The following is an 18405-nucleotide window of genomic DNA, read 5'->3' as shown; positions in this document are numbered from 1 at the left end:
TCTGCCTCAACACATTAGAGGAACGACCGTGCATAACGTCGTCATCAGCGGCACCGGCCTGTTTACCCCGGCCAACAGCATCTCCAACGAAGAGCTGGTGGAGTCTTTCAACGCTTACGTCCACCAGTTCAACAGCGACAACGCCGCCGCCATCGAGCGCGGTGAAGTGCAGGCCCTGACGGAATCCAACGCCGCTTTCATCGAGAAAGCCTCGGGCATCAAGAGCCGCTTCGTCATGGACAAGGACGGCATTCTCGATCCGCAGCGCATGACGCCGCGCCTGCCGGAGCGCTCCAATGACGAGTGGTCGGTACTCTGCCAGATGGCCGTGGCCGCCGCCGAGCAAGCCCTGCAACGGGCCGGCAAGACCGCCGCCGACATCGACGGGGTGATCGTCGCCTGCTCCAACCTGCAGCGCGCCTACCCGGCCATCGCCATCGAAGTCCAGGCCGCACTGGGCATCCAGGGCTTCGGTTTCGACATGAACGTGGCCTGCTCCTCGGCAACCTTCGGCATCCAGGCTGCTTGCAACAGCGTGCAACTGGGCCAGGCCCGGGCGATCCTGATGGTCAACCCGGAAGTCTGCACCGGGCACCTGAACTTCCGTGACCGCGACAGCCACTTCATCTTCGGCGACGCCGCCACCGCGGTGATCATCGAGCGCGCCGACCTGGCCACCTCCAAGCACCAGTTCGAGATCGTCAGCACCAAGCTGCTGACCCAGTTCTCCAACAACATCCGCAACAACTTCGGCTTCCTCAACCGCGCCGCGGAAGAGGGCATCGGTGCCCGCGACAAACTGTTCGTCCAGGAAGGCCGCAAGGTGTTCCGCGACGTGTGCCCGATGGTCGCCGAGCTGATTGCCGCGCACCTGGAAGAGAACCAGCTCAACGTCAGCGACGTGAAGCGCTTCTGGCTGCACCAGGCCAACCTCAGCATGAACCACCTGATCGTCAAGAAACTCCTGGGCCGCGAAGCGTCGGTGGAAGAGGCGCCGGTGATTCTCGACACCTACGCCAACACCAGTTCGGCGGGTTCGGTGATTGCCTTCCACAAGTACCAGGACGACCTGGCCAGCGGCTCCCTGGCCGTGCTCAGTTCCTTCGGTGCCGGGTATTCGATTGGTAGCGTCCTGCTGCGCAAGCGTTGATCTAGGCTGATTGAGGTGTGGCGCCGGGCGGCATTGGCGCGTCACACCCTCTCAAACCTGCATGATTGAACGAGGCACGAATGGCTGCTGCTGATGACACGCAACTGCTAGAGCGCCTGTTGGCGGGCGAACAAAAGGCTTACAAGGAACTGGTCAGCACCTACCAGAGCGCCATGCGCGCGGTGGCTTACGCGATTGTCGGCAACCGCCACGCCGACGAAGTGGTGCAGGATGCCTGGCTGTCGGTGGTGCGCAATCTGTCGGGCTTTCAGGGGCGTTCCAGCCTCAAGACCTGGCTGCTGACCATCACGGCCAACGCGGCCAAGGGCCGCTACAAGCAGAACCGCCGGGAAGTTTTGCTCGATGACCTGCCGGCGCCCCATGGCACGGTGGGCGATGAGCGCTTCTCTTCCACGGACGGCCACTGGCTGGTGGCACCTTTCGCCTGGCATGAAGACACCCCCGAAGCCCTGCTGACCGAGTCCGAACTGCGCGACTGCCTGGAGCACACCCTGCTCAGCCTCTCGGAGCTGCAAAGCAGCGTCCTGCTGCTGCGCGAGCGCCAGGGGCTGGAGCTGGAGGAAATCTGTAATCTCTTGGGGCTCACGCTCTCCAATGTCCGGGTGCTGTTGCACCGCGCGCGTCTGAAGGTCTTCGCCACCGTGGAGCATTTTGAGGAAACCGGCCAATGCTGACCTGTAAGGAACAAGTGGCACGCTCCAGCGATTATCTCGATGGTCAGTTGAGCTTTCGCGAGCGCTTGATGGTGCGTCATCACCTGCTGTTCTGCCCCAATTGCCGGCGATTCATTCGTCAGATGCGCCTGCTCCAGGCCACCTTGCGGGTGCTGCCGGAACCGCCCCTGGAGGGCTTGGATGCCTTGGCCGAGCGTCTGGCGACGCAACGCAACAAGGATGCTTGAGAGGGAAAAAACACAGGCCGGCGCGGCGACGACGAACGGATGATGGGGGATCGTTGCCCCGCGCCGGACTGTTGAAACCCGGCAGGCGATGCTCGCGGTTGGCGCGCGCATCGTCTGCGGTGTACGACCGGGTCGCTTAGAACTTGGCTTCGGCGTCCAGTTGCAGGGTGTTGGTATTGGCGTCGCGCTGGGTGCGGCTGGAGTAGTCGGACTTGGTCAGGAAGTAGGCTGCGCCCAGGGCAAAGTTCTTGTCGATGTCGTAACCGACCTTGAACTTGTGGCCACGGGAACCGGTGGTGCCGTTGGCGAAGTCGGAGTCGGTAAAGGCGCCGACCACGGCATTGCGCTGCACGTCGCGGTAGTTGTAGTCGAGGTTGAAGCCGAACACTTTCGACTTGGCGCCCAGCAGCCAGGCGGTGTCCTGATCGGTCACCGCATCGTTGTTCTTCACGTACTGGCCGTAGAACGACAGCGGTATCGGCAGGCCGCCGATATCGATCTGGCTGAAGCCTTCGTACAGGCGGAACTGGTTGTCGGCCGAGTTGCCGTTGACCGCCAGGGCACACGGGGTGGATGTGCCGGTGCAACGGCTGTCCTTGTCGTTCTGGTAGGCATAGACGCTGCCGCCGACGGTCAGCTTCAGATTGTCGGTGATGGCGAAGCGGCTACCCAGTTGGCCGGCGGTCAGGCGCAGGTCGTGACGGAACTGCACGCCTTCGCCGTCGACGTTGTCCTTGAGGCTGTAGTTGCCCAGGCTGCCGAACAGTTCGGCGCTGCCGCCCAGCGGGTATTTGTAGGTGACGGCCAGGCCTTCAGGGTTGATGTCACTGTCCCAGATCACGTCGCCCATGCTGACCCAGGGTTGCAGCATCTTGCCGCCGATCACGTGCAGGTTCTTGACGGCGTCCGGGTGATAGTCGATGTAGCCCAGGTCCAGCCAGATCTGTTTCTTGTCGAAGTAGTTGTCCATGTCCTGGTTGGTGGAGCGGGCATCGTCGCCGCCGCCGGTGGCGATGCGGATGCCGGTGTCCACCTGCGGGTTGATCTCGCTGTAGGCGCCCAGGCGGGCACGGATGCGCTGACGATCCTTGTCGCGGCCGCCGTTGTTGGATTCGCCATCGATCTTGACGGTTTCCTGGCGGACCCGAACGTCGCCCTTGAACTGAGTCTTGGCCGCCCAGGCCAGCTTCTGGTCGAAGGCGCTCAGCTCGTTGGCTTTCTTGGCGGCCGCCGCCACTTGTTCGTTGGTTTCTTGCTGCGCTTGCTGAGCGATTTGCTGGGCCTTCTGATCCTTGGCCAGTTCGGCTTGCAGTTCAACGTACTGCGCCTGGGAAATCGAGCCGTTGGCCTTGAGCATGTCGAGCAGTTTGGCGTCGACCGCAGCACTGGCGGGAACGCTCATGGCCAGTAACAGGCCGCCACACAGGGCCGCCGCGGTTTTCGTGGAAGCAAGACGCATAGCAATCTCCGAAGGTAAGAGTGGATGGCTCAACCATCCAGGACACAACCGACCTGTGCAGATCGGAAAACAGTGGTCGGGTAGAACCCGGCGCTCTAAAAACAGGCGCCAGTATCACGATGGTTTATGACAGCGGGGTGGCAAAGTAATGGCGTGTAGATGACGATTGCTGACGGCAATGCCCCCCTGGGCGAGGGGCGTTGTCGGTGCCGGGGAAGGGGGGATGCCGGGGGCGATCAGCCGTCGTTCAGCGGGCGGGTGTCGTGCCGCAAGAGGTCGGAGAAGCGGGGCGGGCAGCTTGGCCCGAGCTCGGGGCTCGGGCCTGGCGGGGTCAGGGGCAGGTGGTTTCGTGCAGGTACAGCCACTGCGCCGAGTTGTCCTGGACACGGATGATCGCCAGGGACAGGCGTGCGGTTTCGAGCGAGTCCAGGCGGTGGATTTCCTTGTAGCGGATCGCCGCGCACCGGCCTTCCTGCCACACGCAATGCAGGTCGCTGAGGCGGATTTCCAGCCCCGGGCGCTTGCCCAGGCCCGTGTGAAACAGCTGTTGCACCTGCTCGCGGCCGACCAGGGCGCCGCCGGTGGTGACCATCTGGAAGTCCTCGGCCAGCAACGCCATCAAGGGTTCGAGGCAGGCCGCGCCGTCCCCCCGCTGGTTGCTGAAGACGCTGTGAATCAGTTGGTGAATCCGCTGCACGCTGTGTTGCGCTTGTTCAACGATCGAGTTGGGCATGGGAGGCCTTCATGGTGGGGAGTCGGTTCAGGGTCAGCAGCGGCAGCAGACCGGCTGCGGCGGCCAGCAACAGGCTCAGGTGGTAGGCGCCGGTGGCGTCGGAGTACCCCAGCAGCAGGTTGTAGAGCATCAGCAGCCAGGCGGCGCCGAGGCTGAACGCCACCTGCCGGTTGATGTTCCAGATCACGCTGGCCTGGTGCGTATCGGCGCCGTCGAAGTCCAGCAGGGCGGTGGTCTGCGCGGTGTTGGCGCCGGCACCGCCGCCCAGGCCCATCAGCAGGTAGGCCATCACCAGCCGCGGCAGGTCGGCTGCCGAGTCGACCCAGCACAGGCTGGCGATGCCGGCGCTGTGCAGCACCAGGGCCATGGCGAACAGCCGCGCGGCGCCCAGGCGGTTGTAGCAGCGCCCGCCCACCAGCATCGCCAGCAGCGCGCCGGCGGCGTACAGCAGCATGAACATGCCGCTGTGCCGGGCGCTCAGGTGCAGGTGCTGCTGGAGGAAGAACAGGCTCAGCAGATTGACCCCGGTGAAGATCCCCGGAATGGCGTGATAGATCGCCACCGACAGGCCCAGGCGCGGGTTTTTCAGCAGCCGCAGTTCGACAATGGGCCGGGCGCAGGCCTTGCAGTGGCGCCGATAGCACTCGGCCGATAACAGCCCGGCGATCAGGCTCGGTGCCGCCTGATACGCCGGGTAGCCGCTGCCGTACAGCGACATGCCCAGCAGCAGGCCACCCAGGCTCGCGCTCACCAGCAGCAGGCCGCGCAGGTCCGGGCGATCCACGGGCGCCGTGCGTTCAGGGTTGATCCAGCACCAGGACAGCAGCGCCGCCAGCAGCGACAGCGGCAGGCTGGCGAAGAACACCCAGCGCCAGGAGCTGTGGTCGACAATCGCGCCGCCCAGCGTCGGCGACAGCGCCGGCGCCAGCAGGGCCACGGCCATCACCAGGGTGGAGATCCGCGAGCGTTGCACGCCCTGGAACAGGTTGAAGGTCAGCGCCTGCCCCAGGGGAATCAGCAGGCCGCCGGCCATGCCCTGGACCAGCCGCCAGAACACCAGCGACATGAAGCTGTCGGCCAGCCCGCACATCAGCCCCGCGCCGCTGAACAGCAGCATCGAGGCGCAGAGCACCTGGCGGTTGCCGAAGCGCCCGGCCAGCCAGGTGCTGATGGCGATCACCAGGGTCAGGCCGAGGATGTAGGCGTTGGCGACCCAGGCCACGGCGGCGCTGGACACCTGCAAGTGGCTGGCAATGCTGGGCAGGGCCACCGCCGACATGAAGATGTTGACGCAGTCGATAAAGAACCCGAGGAGAAATACCACCGCCACTTTGTATCTGTAAGTCATGCCGTCTCCCTTTTTGCGCGCAGCTTAGGGAGCTTGGGGGCGGGGTGTCGAGGTGCCTATACTTGACGCATTGTTTAACAGGATTTGACAGTGAGCGATCATTTTCACGGCCAGCTGCACCGGATACAGACCTTCCTCGCGGTGGTCGACTTCGGTTCCTACACCCGCGCCGCGCAGTACCTGGGCATCAGCAAGGCCATGGCCAGCCTGCATGTAAAGACCCTTGAACAGGCACTGGCGAGCACCTTGCTGGTGCGCACCACGCGGCAGGTGACCCTGACCGAAACCGGCCAGGACCTCTACGATGAATTCAAGGGGATTGTCGCCACTATCGACACAGCCTTCGACAACGTGCTGCATGGGCGCAACCGGGTCAGCGGCAAGTTGCGCATCAGTTCCACGGCGGAGTACGCCGAGACGTTCGTGCTGCCGATCCTGCCGCTGTTCACCGCGCGCTACCCCGAAGTACGCCTGAGCTATCACTTCAATTCATCGCTGAATGATCTGGTGGCGGAAAAGCTCGACCTGGTGATCCGCCTCGGCCACCTGGCGGATTCGGGGTTCAAGGGACGCAAGCTGGCGGACTACGCCATTGCCCTGGTGGCCAGCCCGGCGCTGCTTGAGGGCCAGGCGCTGCAGCAGATCGAAGACCTGAGCGCACTGCCGTGGATCGGCAACAGCAACCTGGCCGGGCCACCCGGTTGGACCTTCAACCATGCGCGTCGTGGCGAGGTGGAGGTGAAGGTCAGCCCCGGGCACGAATCCAACTCGGCGACGGCGATTCGTGCCATGGCCCTGGCGGGCCTGGGGCTGGCGGTGCTGCCGGAGTGGATGGTCCTCGACGACCTGGGCAGCGGCCGCCTGGTGCGGGTATTGCCGCAGTACGGCCTGGCCCCGCAGCCGGTGCATGTGCTGTTTCCCAACAGCGCGCACCTGCCGCGCAAATCCCGGGTGTTCATCGATTTTCTCGCCGAGCATCTGGGGCGTTGAGGCGGTGCCCGGCTGGCAGCGGTTTCGGTGAGCCCGGGGATGGAGGATACTCGCCGGGTTGTCCGATCTGAATTCCGGGGACCCCGATGCCGCTGCAATCCTTGAACAGTCTGTCTGCCGTCGATCCCGCGCAATGGGATGGCCTGCTCAAGGACGGGCAACCCTTTGTACGCCACGCCTTTCTCAGTGCCCTGGAAGACAGCGGCAGCCTCGGCCCGCGCTCGGGCTGGCAGGCCGAGCACCTGTTGCATGTGGAGGACGGCCGCCTGCTGGCGGCGCTGCCCAGCTATCGCAAATGGCATTCCTACGGCGAGTACGTGTTCGATCACGGTTGGGCCGACGCCTGCGCGCGGGCCGGCATCGACTATTACCCCAAGCTGCTGACGGCGGTGCCTTTCAGCCCGGTCAGTGGCGCGCGGGTGTTGGCGGCGACCCAGGCGGATGCGTTCGAGCTGTTGAAAAGCCTGCCCGGCTACCTGGAGATCGAAGGGCTTTCCAGTGCCCATATCAACTTCACCGACGACTTCAGCGACGCCGCCCTGGAACAGCAACCGGGTTGGCAGCAGCGCCTGGGCTGCCAGTTCCACTGGCAGAACCGTGGCTATCGCGACTTCCAGGATTTTCTCGATGCCCTGAGCTCGCGCAAGCGCAAGCAGATGCGCAAGGAACGCGAGCAGGTGGCGGGGCAGGGCTTTGATTTCCAGTGGTTCGAAGGCCATGAACTGGACGAGGCACAGTGGGATTTCGTCTACGCCTGCTACGCCAACACCTATGCGGTGCGGCGCCAGTCGCCCTACCTGACCCGGGCGTTTTTCAGCCTGCTGGCCGAGCGCATGCCCGAGGCGATTCGCGTGGTCCTGGCCAAGCAGGGCGGGCGCCCAGTGGCCATGGCCTTCAGCCTGGTGGGTGGCGACAGTTTCTACGGGCGCTACTGGGGCTGCCTGGCGGAGTTCGACCGCCTGCATTTCGAGACCTGTTTCTATCAGGGCATGGACTACGCAATCGCCCACGGGCTGCAACGCTTCGACGCTGGAGCCCAGGGCGAGCACAAGCTGATCCGCGGCTTTGAACCGGTGCTGACCCGCTCCTGGCACTACCTGCGCCACCCCGGCCTGAATGCCGCGGTGAAGGATTTCCTGCAACAGGAGCGCAGCGGAATTCGCGTCTACGCCGAGGAGGCGAGGGACGCCTTGCCGTATCGGCAGGCGTGACCCTCGCCCCCTTGCGTCAGCTGTCTTCCTTGCCCAGCCAGCGGTAGACCACGCCACCGATCACCGCGCCGAGGATCGGCGCCAGCCAGAACAGCCACAACTGCTGCAAGGCCCAGCCGCCGACGATCAGCGCCGGGCCGGTGCTGCGGGCCGGGTTGACCGAGGTGTTGGTGACCGGGATCGAGATCAGGTGGATCAGGGTCAGGGCCAGGCCGATGGCGATCGGCGCCAGCCCCGCCGGGGCGCGCTTGTCGGTGGCGCCGAGGATGATCACCACGAACATCAAGGTCATCACCAGCTCGCAGACAAACCCCGCCGCCATCGAATAGCCGCCGGGGGAGTGGGCGCCATAGCCGTTGGAAGCCAGCCCCGAGGCCAGCTCGAAGCCGGGCTTGCCGCTGGCGATGAAGTACAGCAACGCCGCGGCGATCACCCCGCCGATCACCTGGGCGACGATATAGGCTGGCAGTTCCTTGGCCGGAAAGCGTCCGCCCACCACCAGCCCTACGGACACGGCGGGGTTCAAGTGGCAACCGGAGATATGGCCGATGGCGAAGGCCATGGTCAGCACCGTCAGGCCGAAGGCCAGGGCAACGCCCAGCAGGCCGATGCCGACATTGGGAAAGGCCGCCGCGAGCACGGCGCTGCCGCACCCGCCCAGGACCAGCCAGAAAGTACCGAGCATTTCGGTAACGGAACGTTTGAACAAAGACATGAGTGAGTCCTTGATAGGTCAACCTATCAACGCGATACAACTGTTATGCATCCCGCAGGTTAACTACAGGTTCCGCTCCGGAACCTAGGGTCAGTACAGCAGGCTTTCGGCGCAATTCCAGTCCGCAAAAAAACGCCAGGGCCCCTGGAAACAGGGCCCTGGCGTCGCGAGGCACAACCTTCTGCACCTGATTGCAACCTGTCGCCGCCGGTCAGTCGATGCCGACGAACCCTCCGGTCTGGTGCTGCCACAGGCGTGCATACAGACCGCCACGGGCCAGCAGTTCGGCGTGGGTGCCGGTCTCGGCGATGCGCCCCTGTTCCAGGACCACCAGGCGGTCCATGCGGGCGATGGTGGAAAGGCGGTGGGCGATGGCGATCACGGTCTTGCCCTGCATCAGGGTCTCCAGGCTTTCCTGGATCGCCGCTTCGACTTCCGAGTCCAGGGCCGAAGTGGCTTCGTCCATGATCAGGATCGGCGCGTCCTTGAGCAGCACCCGGGCAATGGCGATGCGCTGGCGCTGGCCACCGGACAGCTTGACCCCGCGCTCACCGACATGCGCGTCGAAACCGGTGCGCCCCTGGGCATCGGACAACAGCGGGATGAACTCATCGGCGCGGGCCTTGCGCACCGCTTCCCAGAGTTCCTCGTCCGTGGCGTCGGGGCGGCCGTAGAGCAGGTTGTCGCGGATCGAACGGTGCAGCAGCGAGGTGTCCTGGGTGATCATGCCGATGCGTTCGCGCAGGCTTTCCTGGGTCACCTCGGCGATGTTCTGGCCGTCGATGAGGATCTGCCCGCCCTGCAGGTCGTACAGGCGCAGCAGCAGGTTGACCAGGGTCGACTTGCCGGCCCCGGACGGACCGATCAGGCCGATCTTCTCCCCGGGACGGATGTCCAGGTTGAGGTCGCTGATCACCTTGTTGGCCTTGCCGTAGTGGAACTCCACATGCTCGAAGCGCACGCCGCCGTTGGCCACGGCCAGCTTGGGCGCCTGCTCGCGGTCGGTGAGCTGCAGCGGCTGGGCGATGGTCTGCAGGCCGTCCTCGACCATGCCGATGTTCTCGAAGATGCCGTTGATCACCCACATGATCCAGCCGGACATGTTGACGATGCGGATCACCAGGCCGGTGGCCAGGGCGATGGCCCCGGCGCTGATCAGCGACTGGCTCCACAGCCACAGGGCCAGGCCCGTGGTGCTGACGATCAGCAGGCCGTTGAGGCTGGTGATGGTCACGTCCATGGCGGTGACCACGCGCCCGGCCAGCTGGCTTTTCTCGGTCTGCTCGGCGATCGCCTCGCGGGCGTAGCTCTGCTCGAAGTGGGTGTGGGCGAAGAGCTTGAGGGTGGTGATGTTGGTGTAGCCGTCGACGATCCGGCCCATGAGCTTGGAGCGGGCGTCGGAGGCGTCCACCGAGCGCTTCTGGATGCGCGGCACGAAGTAGCGCATGGCACCGATGAAGCCGGCAATCCACAGCAGCAGCGGAATCATCAGGCGCCAGTCGGCGTCGGCGAACAGCACCAAAGAACCGATGGCGTAGATGGTCACGTGCCACAGGGCGTCGATCACCTGCACCGAGGAATCCTGCAGCGAGTAGCCGGTCTGCATGATGCGCTGGGCAATGCGCCCGGCGAAGTCGTTCTGGAAGAAGTTCAGGCTCTGGCGCAGCACGTAGCTGTGGTTCTGCCAGCGGATCAGGCTGGTCATGCCGGGGTTGATGGTCTGGTGCATCAACAGGTCGTGCAGGCCGACCATCAATGGCCGGAACAACAGCGCCACCACCGCCATCCAGGCCAGTTCCAGGCCGTGGTCGGTAAACACCTGGACGCTGGGCGTGCCCTGGGCCAGGTCGATGATGGTGCTCAGGTAGCTGAACAGCGACACCTCGATCAGCGCCACGAACAGGCCCACCACCAGCAGGGCGACGAAGCTCGGCCAGACTTGCTTGATGTAGTGGAAGTAGAACGGCAGGACCCGATTGGGCGGAGTGGCGCTGGGAGCGTCGCGGAAGATATCGATCAGTTGTTCAAAACGACGATAGAGCATGGGGGTCTTGACGCCCGGGGTACGGGCTCTCCTGTTCTGAAAGCGGACGGGGCGCCGGGTGGGGCGCCGCCGTCGGGACAGGCTGGCGGATTCAGTCGATGCGCTTGGCCGACTTGATCAGCACCGGGTCGATCGGCACGTTCTGCATGCCTTGCTTGGTGGTGGTCTGGGAATTGACGATCTGGTCCACCACGTCCATGCCGCTCACCACCTTGGCGAATACCGCGTAGCCGGCGTCGCGGCCCGGGTCGAGGAAGGCGTTGTCGGCGACGTTGATGAAGAACTGGCTGGTGGCCGAGTTGGGGTTCGAGGTGCGGGCCATGGACAGGGTGCCGCGCACGTTATGCAGGCCGTTGGAGGCTTCGTTCTTGATCGGGTCGCGGGTGTCCTTCTGCACCATCTGCGCGGTGAAACCACCGCCCTGGACCATGAACCCCGGGATCACCCGGTGGAAGATGGTGTTGGTGTAGAAGCCGCTGTCGACGTAGTCGAGGAAGTTCTTGCTGGAGATCGGTGCCTTGATCGGGTCCAGTTCGACTTCGATCTTGCCGAAGCTGGTGTCCAGCAGGACGTGAGGCGCCTTGGCCGGTTGCGCGGCCATCAGGTTGGCCGCGAAGAGTACGGAGCCGGCGACGAGGGCGATTTTTTTCAGCATGGGTCAGTGATCCTGGGTGGTGGTGTCGACTGTGGTTATGAATTCGAGCAGGGTTTGGTTGAAGCGCTGCGGCTGGTCCAGCGGCGTGGCGTGTCGGGAATCCTCGATCACCACCAGCCGCGCATCCGGCAGCAGTTTGACATAAGCTTCTTTGACCGCCACCGGGGTGTAGTCGCGGTCGGCGCTGACGACCAGGGTTGGACAGGTGATGCGGCCCAGACGTTCCTGAACTCCCCAGCCGACGATGGCGTCGAAGCTGGCGAGATAAGCACGTTTGTCGTTTTTTGCCCAGCGTTCGGCCATCTTCTGCCGCAGCTCGGCCTGTTCCGGCTTGGGGAACAGCCGTGCGCCGAGGGCCTTGCCGATGGTGGCCAGGCTCAGCACCCGAGACAGGCTCCAGCGCTTGAACCACTGCCAGTAGTCGTTGGCGCTGCGTACCTTGACCTCGGGGGCGCTGTTGACGATGCACAGGCTTTTGAGCAACTGCGGCTGATCCACCCCCAGCTGGAAGCCGATCATGCCGCCCATGGACAGCCCGACATAGTGCGCGGGGCCCAGGTTCAGGTGCTCGATCAGCGCCACGATGTCGGCGGTGAAGCCGCTGATGCTGTAGCGCTCCCGGGGCTTGTCGGAGCGCCCATGGCCGCGAATGTCCGGGACGATCAGCCGATAGCGGGCCGAGAGTTCGGGGATCTGTTTTTCCCAGTCCAGGGCGCTGGAGCCCAGGCCGTGGACCAGCAGCAGGGGGTCGCCCCGGCCGTATTCCTCGTAGTGCAGGGTGCAACCTTCATGCTCGAAATACGCCATGGCAGAACTCCTGTTCTGGTGGTGGGGACGTCAGGCTTGCTCGGGGGCGGCAAAGGGCGCATCCAGGGGCGCGGTGTCGAAGGTGCGCAGCAGTTCCACGAGGATCTGCGTGGCCGGGCCCAGGGGTTTGTCCTTGTTGGAATAGAGAAAGAAGGTCGGGTGGCGGCTGCCGCCCTGGTCCAGGGGCAGGACCTTGAGCAGGCCTTCGCGCAGTTCCCGTTCGATCAGGTGCCGGGGCAGCCAGGCAAAACCCAGGCCGCTGCCGACGAAGGTCGCGGCGGTGGCCAGGCTGCCCACGGTCCAGCGCTGCTCGGCGCCGAGCCAGCCGACATCCCGCGGTTGCTGGCGGCCGGAGTCGCGGATCACCACTTGCAATTGGCTTTCCAGGTCCTGGAAATGCAGTTCGCGCTGCAGGCGGTGCAGCGCGTGTTCCGGGTGAGCCACGGCGACGAACTCCACCGAACTCATCTCGGTGCCCAGGTAACCGGGAATGTTGAAACCGCTGATGGCCAGGTCGGCCACGCCTTCGAGCAGCACTTCCTCGACCCCGGACAGCACTTCCTCGCGCAGGCGCACGCGGCAGCCGCGGCTTTGCGGCATGAAAGCGGTCAGGGCGCGCACCAGTCGCGCGTTGGGGTAGGCGGCGTCCACCACCAGCCGCACTTCGGCTTCCCAGCCCTGCTCCATATGGTGGGCCAGGTCTTCCAGCTGGCTGGCCTGCTTGACCAGTTGCCGGGAGCGGCGCAGCAACACGCCGCCGGCTTCGGTGAGCACGGCCTTGCGCCCGTCGATGCGCAGCAGTGGCACGCCGAGCTGGTCCTGCATGCGCGCCACGGTGTAGCTGACCGAGGACTGCGAGCGGTGCAGGGCTTCGGCGGCCTGGGCGAAGCCGCCGTGGTCGACCACCGCCTGCAGGGTGCGCCATTGATCCAGGGTCACGCGGGGCGCTTTCATGAGGGACTCCTCTTGTCCTAAGCTGGCGCTCCTTATTGGAGACTGCCGAATGAGAAAATTCTGTTGTGTGTTGCTGGCCCTGTTGCCCTTGAGCGCCTGGGCCTACCCCATCGAGGTCGAGAAGCAGCTCAACGGCCTGAGCATCGATTACACGGCCTACGACACCGATGAAGACATCGGCTCCATTCAGTTGAACAACTTCGGCAAGCGCGATGCCCTGTGCTCGGTGGTGTTTCGCAACGGTCCCGAGTCGCCGCGCACCCGCAAGGTGGAAGTCGCCGCGGGGCAGAGCAAGAACGTCACCGCCAAGTTCAACCGCAAGATCATCAAGCTGCGCCTGGACCTGAACTGCTCAGCCAAATGATGCAGGCGGGGCAAGGCCTTGGGGATTGCTCCGCTTATAAACGAATTTGTTGATTGGTTATAGCAGTTATTTGCGCTTTTTCATCGATATCACTCTGTTTAATCTGCGCTCCATCGACTTACGCATACCCCGATGGAGGCTTCAGCCATGTCCCGCGTCCTGATCATTGAAAGCAGTGCCCGCCAGCAGGATTCCGTATCCCGGCAACTGACCCAGACCTTTATCCAGCAATGGCAGGCCGCCCACCCTGGTGACTCGATCACGGTCCGCGACCTGGCCCGCAACCCGGTGCCGCACCTGGACGCCAACCTGCTGGGGGGCTGGATGAAACCCGCCGAGCAGCGCAGCGCCGCCGAGCAGGACTCCCTGCAACGCTCCAATGAATTGACCGACGAACTGCTGGCTGCCGACGTCCTGGTGATGGCCGCGCCGATGTACAACTTCGCCATTCCCAGCACCCTGAAGGCCTGGCTCGACCATGTGCTGCGCGCCGGGGTGACCTTCAAGTACACCGACACCGGGCCGCAGGGCCTGCTCACCGGCAAGCGCGCCTACGTGCTCACTGCCCGTGGCGGTATCTACGCCGGCAGCAGCGCCGATCACCAGGAACCCTACCTGCGTCAGGTGATGGGCTTTATCGGCATCCACGACGTCGAGTTCATCCATGCCGAAGGCCTGAACCTAGGTGGCGACTTCCACGAGAAGGGCCTGAACCAGGCCAACGCCAAGCTGGCCCAGGTGGCTTGAGCCACGATTCTTGAGCCGCGGCGCCGCTCAGCGAAGGGCTGGGCGGCGCTGTTAATCCGCAGATAATCCCCCGGTGTTGAAGTAGCGCCTGCGGATCCCCTTCAAGCCGGTTCGCGCATCGAACCTCCCTTTGTACTGGTTGCTCCTTCAGTACCGACGCCCGATTGCACGCCTAGCGAGATCGGGCTTTTTTTTGCCCGGGATTTCATCTCGGTGGGCAAAACCGCTATCGTCGCCGCCATTCAAGACGAGGCGAGCATGGGCTATCTACTTTTTGTCACGCTGATCCAGGCGTTTTCCTTCAGCCTGATCGGCGAATACCTGGCCGGGCATGTCGACAGTTACTTCGCGGTGCTGGTGCGGGTGCTGCTGGCCGGGCTGGTGTTCATTCCGCTGACCCGCTGGCGCCGGGTGGAGCCGGCCTTCATGCGCGGCATGCTGCTGATCGGCGCGCTGCAGTTCGGCATCACCTACGTGTGCCTGTACCTGAGTTTTCGCGTGTTGACGGTGCCGGAGGTGCTGCTGTTCACCATCCTTACCCCGTTGCACGTGACCCTGATCGAAGACGCCCTGAACCGGCGCTTCAACCCCTGGGGGCTGCTGGCGGCGCTGGTGGCGGTGGCGGGCGCGGTGGTGATTCGCTACGACAGCATCAACCCGGATTTCTTCATCGGCTTCTTGTTGCTGCAACTGGCCAACTTCACCTATGCCGCCGGGCAAGTGCTGTACAAGCACCTGGTGGCGCACTACCCCAGCGACCAGCCGCACTACCGGCGTTTCGGCTACTTCTACCTGGGGGCGCTGCTGGTGGTGCTGCCGGCGTTCCTGCTGTTCGGCAAGGCCCATTACCTGCCTGATGCGCCGCTGCAATGGGCGGTGCTGCTGTTTCTCGGCCTGGTGTCCACGGCCCTGGGCATGTACTGGTGGAACAAGGGCGCGTGCCTGGTGACCGGCGCCACCCTGGCGGTGATGAACAACCTGCATGTGCCGGTGGGGCTGTTGATCAACCTGCTGATCTGGAACCAGCACGAAGACCTGGGGCGCTTGTTGCTGGGCGGGTTGGTAATCCTTGGGGCGGTGTGGATCAGCCGCCGCGGCTCCCGGTTGGTCACTCGCTGAAGCCGTGGCGCAGCGGCTCGGGCGTGCTGTAGCCGCTGCCGCAGGGACGTAAAAAGGCCCTGCGGGCCTTCGCGCAGCCTCGCCATGGCTCGGCTGCGGCGACAGATTAAAGTGCGTGTTTCTCCGGTTGGGGAACGTGGCTGGCGCCCAGCACCGCGGGCAGCAAACCGGCCCGCAGGTCGGTGCCGCTGGGCTGCTGGTAGAGGTTCAGGCCGAACTCCGGCATCACCGCCAGCAGGTAATCGAAGATATCCCCCTGGATACGCTCGTAATCGACCCAGGCGGTGGTGCGGGTGAAGCAGTAGATCTCCAGCGGAATGCCCTGGGCCGTGGTCTGCATCTGGCGCACCATGCAGGTCATGTTCGGCTGGATCTCCGGGTGGCTCTTCAGGTACGCCAGGGCGTAGGCGCGGAACGTGCCGATGTTGGTCATGCGCCTGCGGTTGGCCGACAGCGCGGCGACATTGCCCTGGGCTTCGTTCCAGCTCTTGAGCTCGGCCTGCTTGCGCCCGATGTAGTCGGTGAGCAGGCGCACCTTGCTCAGCCGCTGTTCTTCGTCGTCATGCAGAAAACGCACGCCGCTGGCATCGATGTACAGGCTGCGCTTGATCCGCCGGCCGCCGGACTGCTGCATGCCGCGCCAGTTCTTGAACGACTCGCTCATCAGGCGCCAGGTGGGGATGGAGACGATGGTCTTGTCGAAGTTCTGCACCTTGACCGTGTGCAGGGTGATGTCCACCACATCGCCGTCGGCGCCGACCTGGGGCATCTCGATCCAGTCGCCGACCCGCAGCATGTCGTTGCTGGTCAACTGCACGCTGGCGACGAAGGACAGCAGGGTGTCCTTGTAGACCAACAGGATCACCGCCGACATGGCGCCCAGGCCCGACAGCAGCAACAGCGGCGAGCGGTCGATCAGGGTGGCAACGATGATGATCGCGCCAAACACGTAGAGCACCATCTTCGCCAGTTGCACGTAGCCCTTGATCGAGCGGGTGCGGGCGTGTTCGGTGCGGGCGTAGATGTCCAGCAGGGCATTGAGCAGGGCGCTCAGGGCCAGCAACTGGAACAGGATGGTGAAGGCCATGGCCAGGTTGCCGAGGAACAGCAGGCTGGTCTTGCTCAGCTCCGGCACCAGGTGCAGGCCGAACTGGATCACCAGGGACGGGGTCATTTGCGCCAGGCGGTGGAACACCTTGTTGTGGCGCAGGTCATTGAGCCAGTGCAGGGCCGGCTGGCGCCCCAGCAGCCGGACGGCGTGCAGGACCAGGTAGCGGGCCACTCGTCCGAGCACCAGGGCGACCACCAGTAACAGGGCCAAGCCGATGCCGGCGTGCAGGAGAGGGTGTTGATCGAGGGCTCCCCAGAGGTCCTGGGTATCGAGCCAGAGCTGTTTGAAATCCATGGGCTAAAACGATTCTTCTATGAGACACAAGGGGAGGATTAGAGCATTTAACCCTGGGAAAGTTACGGTCAAGGACAAATCGGCTAACAAAAAACCAACTCTTTGCCACCGTTTGCACAAAGAAACTCGGCCTTCGCGCTCGAAACCGTTACCCTATGCAGCTGTTTTTTTGCATATCTTCGAGGTAGCACCCGTGTTTTCCCAATTCGCCCTGCACGAACGCCTGCTCAAAGCCGTGGCCGAGCTTAAATTTGTCGAGCCGACGCCGGTGCAAGCAGCGGCTATTCCGCTCGCGCTGCAAGGGCGTGACCTGCGGGTGACGGCACAGACCGGCAGCGGCAAGACCGCGGCCTTTGTCCTGCCGATCCTCAATCGCCTGATCGGCCCGGCGAAGATCCGCGTCAGCATCAAGACCCTGATCCTGCTGCCGACCCGGGAACTGGCCCAGCAGACCCTCAAGGAAGTCGAGCGTTTCTCCCAGTTCACCTTCATCAAGTCCGGCCTGATCACCGGCGGTGAAGACTTCAAGGTCCAGGCTGCCATGCTGCGCAAGGTGCCGGACATCCTCATCGGCACCCCGGGGCGCATGCTGGAGCAACTCAATGCCGGCAACCTGGACCTGAAAGAAGTCGAAGTGCTGGTGCTCGACGAAGCCGACCGCATGCTCGACATGGGCTTTGCTGAAGACGTGCAGCGCCTGGTGGACGAATGCCCGAACCGCCAGCAGACCATGCTGTTCTCCGCCACCACCGGCGGCTCCGGCCTGCGCGAAATGGTCGCCAAGGTCCTCAACAACCCTGAGCACCTGCAACTCAACAGCGTCAGCCAGCTCAACGAAACCACCCGTCAGCAGATCATCACCGCCGACCACAACCAGCACAAAGAACAGATCGTCAACTGGCTGCTGGCCAACGAGACCTACCAGAAGGCCATCGTCTTCACCAACACCCGGGCCATGGCCGACCGCATCTACGGCCGCCTGGTGGCACAGGACTACAAGGCGTTCGTGCTGCACGGCGAAAAGGACCAGAAGGACCGCAAGCTGGCCATCGACCGCCTGAAGCAGGGCGGGGTCAAGATCCTCGTGGCCACCGACGTCGCCGCCCGCGGCCTGGACGTCGACGGCCTGGACCTGGTGATCAACTTCGACATGCCGCGCAGCGGCGACGAATACGTGCACCGCATCGGCCGTACCGGTCGCGCTGGCAACGATGGCCTGGCCATCTCGCTGATCTGCCACGGCGACTGGAACCTGATGTCGAGCATCGAGCGCTACCTCAAGCAGAGCTTCGAGCGCCGCACCATCAAGGAAGTCAAAGGCACCTACAGCGGCCCGAAAAAGGTCAAGGCGTCCGGCAAGGCCGTTGGCGTGAAGAAGAAAAAGACCGACGCCAAGGGCGACAAGAAAAAGGCCGTGGCCAAGGCCCCGACCAAGCGCAAGACCGCCAACCGCCCGAAAAGCGACAGCCTGGTCAGCCAGGACGGCCTGGCGCCACTCAAGCGCCGCAAGCCACAGGCGCCGGCGGCTGAGTAAACCCGCCGCCTGCTGTCGATGAAAAGCCCGGACCTGGTCCTAATACTGTTCACTTAACAAAAAACGGCGCCTCCTCAAGATGAGCAAGCGCCGTTTTTCTTGGGCTCCGCTGCCGCCCCAAAGGAGAAGTCCTTCAAGTGCACCGCATTGCCCTGTGGCGAGGGAGCTTGCTCCCGCTGGGGTGCGCAGCCCTGCAACCGCGCGACACCTTCTGGGGGCTGTCGAAACGCGGGTTGGCGTTCATTCTG

Annotated in this window: 18 protein-coding genes; 9 read left to right on the top strand and 9 right to left on the bottom strand. The window is 64.1% G+C overall.

Annotation, left to right across the window (positions count from 1 at the left end):
• Positions 1-28: 28 nt before the first annotated feature.
• From LXM55_RS04665 to LXM55_RS04655, 3 genes are all read left to right on the top strand, one after another.
• Entirely contained in the window at positions 29-1150 is a 1122-nt protein-coding gene (locus LXM55_RS04665) for a beta-ketoacyl-ACP synthase III (protein WP_233319100.1), read from the top strand.
• A gap of 80 nt (positions 1151-1230) precedes the next feature.
• Positions 1231-1845 (top strand): RNA polymerase sigma factor, encoded by a 615-nt coding sequence (locus tag LXM55_RS04660; RefSeq protein WP_233319098.1) that lies wholly within the window; start codon positions 1231-1233, stop codon positions 1843-1845.
• Positions 1839-2072 (top strand): anti-sigma factor family protein, encoded by a 234-nt coding sequence (locus LXM55_RS04655; protein ID WP_233319095.1) that lies wholly within the window; start codon positions 1839-1841, stop codon positions 2070-2072. Before LXM55_RS04660 ends, LXM55_RS04655 begins: the two co-directional genes overlap by 7 nt.
• Before the next feature lie 136 nt (positions 2073-2208).
• Here the strand turns inward: LXM55_RS04655 and LXM55_RS04650 are convergent, their stop codons facing one another.
• From LXM55_RS04650 to LXM55_RS04640, 3 genes are all read right to left on the bottom strand, one after another.
• Positions 2209-3531, bottom strand: a complete 1323-nt coding sequence (locus LXM55_RS04650; RefSeq protein ID WP_233319093.1) for a putative porin — start codon at positions 3529-3531, stop codon at positions 2209-2211.
• 331 nt (positions 3532-3862) lie between these two features.
• Positions 3863-4264, bottom strand: coding sequence for a DUF4440 domain-containing protein (locus LXM55_RS04645; RefSeq protein ID WP_233319091.1), 402 nt, complete (start codon positions 4262-4264; stop codon positions 3863-3865).
• Positions 4245-5612, bottom strand: coding sequence for an MFS transporter (locus LXM55_RS04640; RefSeq protein WP_233319089.1), 1368 nt, complete (start codon positions 5610-5612; stop codon positions 4245-4247). The genes LXM55_RS04645 and LXM55_RS04640 overlap by 20 nt, the downstream gene beginning before the upstream one ends.
• An 84-nt stretch (positions 5613-5696) precedes the next feature.
• Between LXM55_RS04640 and LXM55_RS04635 the strand changes: the two genes are divergently transcribed.
• Together LXM55_RS04635 and LXM55_RS04630 are read left to right on the top strand one after the other, a co-directional pair.
• Positions 5697-6602, top strand: coding sequence for a LysR family transcriptional regulator (locus LXM55_RS04635; RefSeq protein ID WP_233319087.1), 906 nt, complete (start codon positions 5697-5699; stop codon positions 6600-6602).
• Between the two features lie 86 nt (positions 6603-6688).
• Positions 6689-7813: a GNAT family N-acetyltransferase gene (locus tag LXM55_RS04630; protein WP_233319085.1), complete on the top strand. Its 1125-nt coding sequence runs from the start codon at positions 6689-6691 to the stop codon at positions 7811-7813.
• Positions 7814-7829: 16 nt separating this feature from the next.
• On the opposite strand, the gene aqpZ is transcribed toward LXM55_RS04630, so the two are convergent.
• The 5 genes from aqpZ to LXM55_RS04605 all read right to left on the bottom strand — a co-directional run bounded on the left by aqpZ (position 7830) and on the right by LXM55_RS04605 (position 12988).
• Positions 7830-8528, bottom strand: a complete 699-nt coding sequence (gene aqpZ, locus LXM55_RS04625) for an aquaporin Z (protein ID WP_233319084.1) — start codon at positions 8526-8528, stop codon at positions 7830-7832.
• A 211-nt stretch (positions 8529-8739) separates the two neighbouring features.
• Positions 8740-10572: an ABC transporter ATP-binding protein gene (locus LXM55_RS04620; protein ID WP_233319082.1), complete on the bottom strand. Its 1833-nt coding sequence runs from the start codon at positions 10570-10572 to the stop codon at positions 8740-8742.
• Positions 10573-10663: 91 nt separating this feature from the next.
• On the bottom strand, positions 10664-11227 hold the full coding sequence (locus tag LXM55_RS04615; protein ID WP_233319080.1) for a peptidylprolyl isomerase: 564 nt from the start codon (positions 11225-11227) through the stop codon (positions 10664-10666).
• 3 nt (positions 11228-11230) lie between these two features.
• Entirely contained in the window at positions 11231-12034 is an 804-nt protein-coding gene (locus LXM55_RS04610; protein WP_233319078.1) for an alpha/beta fold hydrolase, read from the bottom strand.
• A 30-nt stretch (positions 12035-12064) separates the two neighbouring features.
• Positions 12065-12988: a LysR family transcriptional regulator gene (locus LXM55_RS04605; protein ID WP_015634576.1), complete on the bottom strand. Its 924-nt coding sequence runs from the start codon at positions 12986-12988 to the stop codon at positions 12065-12067.
• Positions 12989-13037: 49 nt separating this feature from the next.
• Here LXM55_RS04605 and LXM55_RS04600 point away from each other — a divergent pair, with 49 nt between their 5' ends.
• The 3 genes from LXM55_RS04600 to LXM55_RS04590 all read left to right on the top strand — a co-directional run bounded on the left by LXM55_RS04600 (position 13038) and on the right by LXM55_RS04590 (position 15218).
• Entirely contained in the window at positions 13038-13352 is a 315-nt protein-coding gene (locus tag LXM55_RS04600) for a 3-phosphoglycerate kinase (RefSeq protein ID WP_233319075.1), read from the top strand.
• Positions 13353-13499: 147 nt separating this feature from the next.
• On the top strand, positions 13500-14099 hold the full coding sequence (locus tag LXM55_RS04595; RefSeq protein ID WP_233319073.1) for an FMN-dependent NADH-azoreductase: 600 nt from the start codon (positions 13500-13502) through the stop codon (positions 14097-14099).
• 258 nt (positions 14100-14357) lie between these two features.
• Entirely contained in the window at positions 14358-15218 is an 861-nt protein-coding gene (locus tag LXM55_RS04590; RefSeq protein WP_233319071.1) for a carboxylate/amino acid/amine transporter, read from the top strand.
• A 106-nt stretch (positions 15219-15324) separates the two neighbouring features.
• On the opposite strand, the gene LXM55_RS04585 is transcribed toward LXM55_RS04590, so the two are convergent.
• The gene (locus LXM55_RS04585) at positions 15325-16623 is read right to left on the bottom strand and encodes a mechanosensitive ion channel family protein (RefSeq protein ID WP_233319069.1); all 1299 of its coding nucleotides are present in this window, start codon (positions 16621-16623) and stop codon (positions 15325-15327) included.
• Between the two features lie 193 nt (positions 16624-16816).
• Here LXM55_RS04585 and LXM55_RS04580 point away from each other — a divergent pair, with 193 nt between their 5' ends.
• Positions 16817-18157: a DEAD/DEAH box helicase gene (locus tag LXM55_RS04580; RefSeq protein ID WP_011059887.1), complete on the top strand. Its 1341-nt coding sequence runs from the start codon at positions 16817-16819 to the stop codon at positions 18155-18157.
• Positions 18158-18405: the final 248 nt, after the last annotated feature.

The sequence above is a fragment of the Pseudomonas sp. Au-Pse12 genome, assembly GCF_021341665.1.
GTDB lineage: Bacteria > Pseudomonadota > Gammaproteobacteria > Pseudomonadales > Pseudomonadaceae > Aquipseudomonas.
Note: the sequence above shows the minus strand (reverse complement) of the source record. Positions and strands in the feature narration are given on the sequence as shown.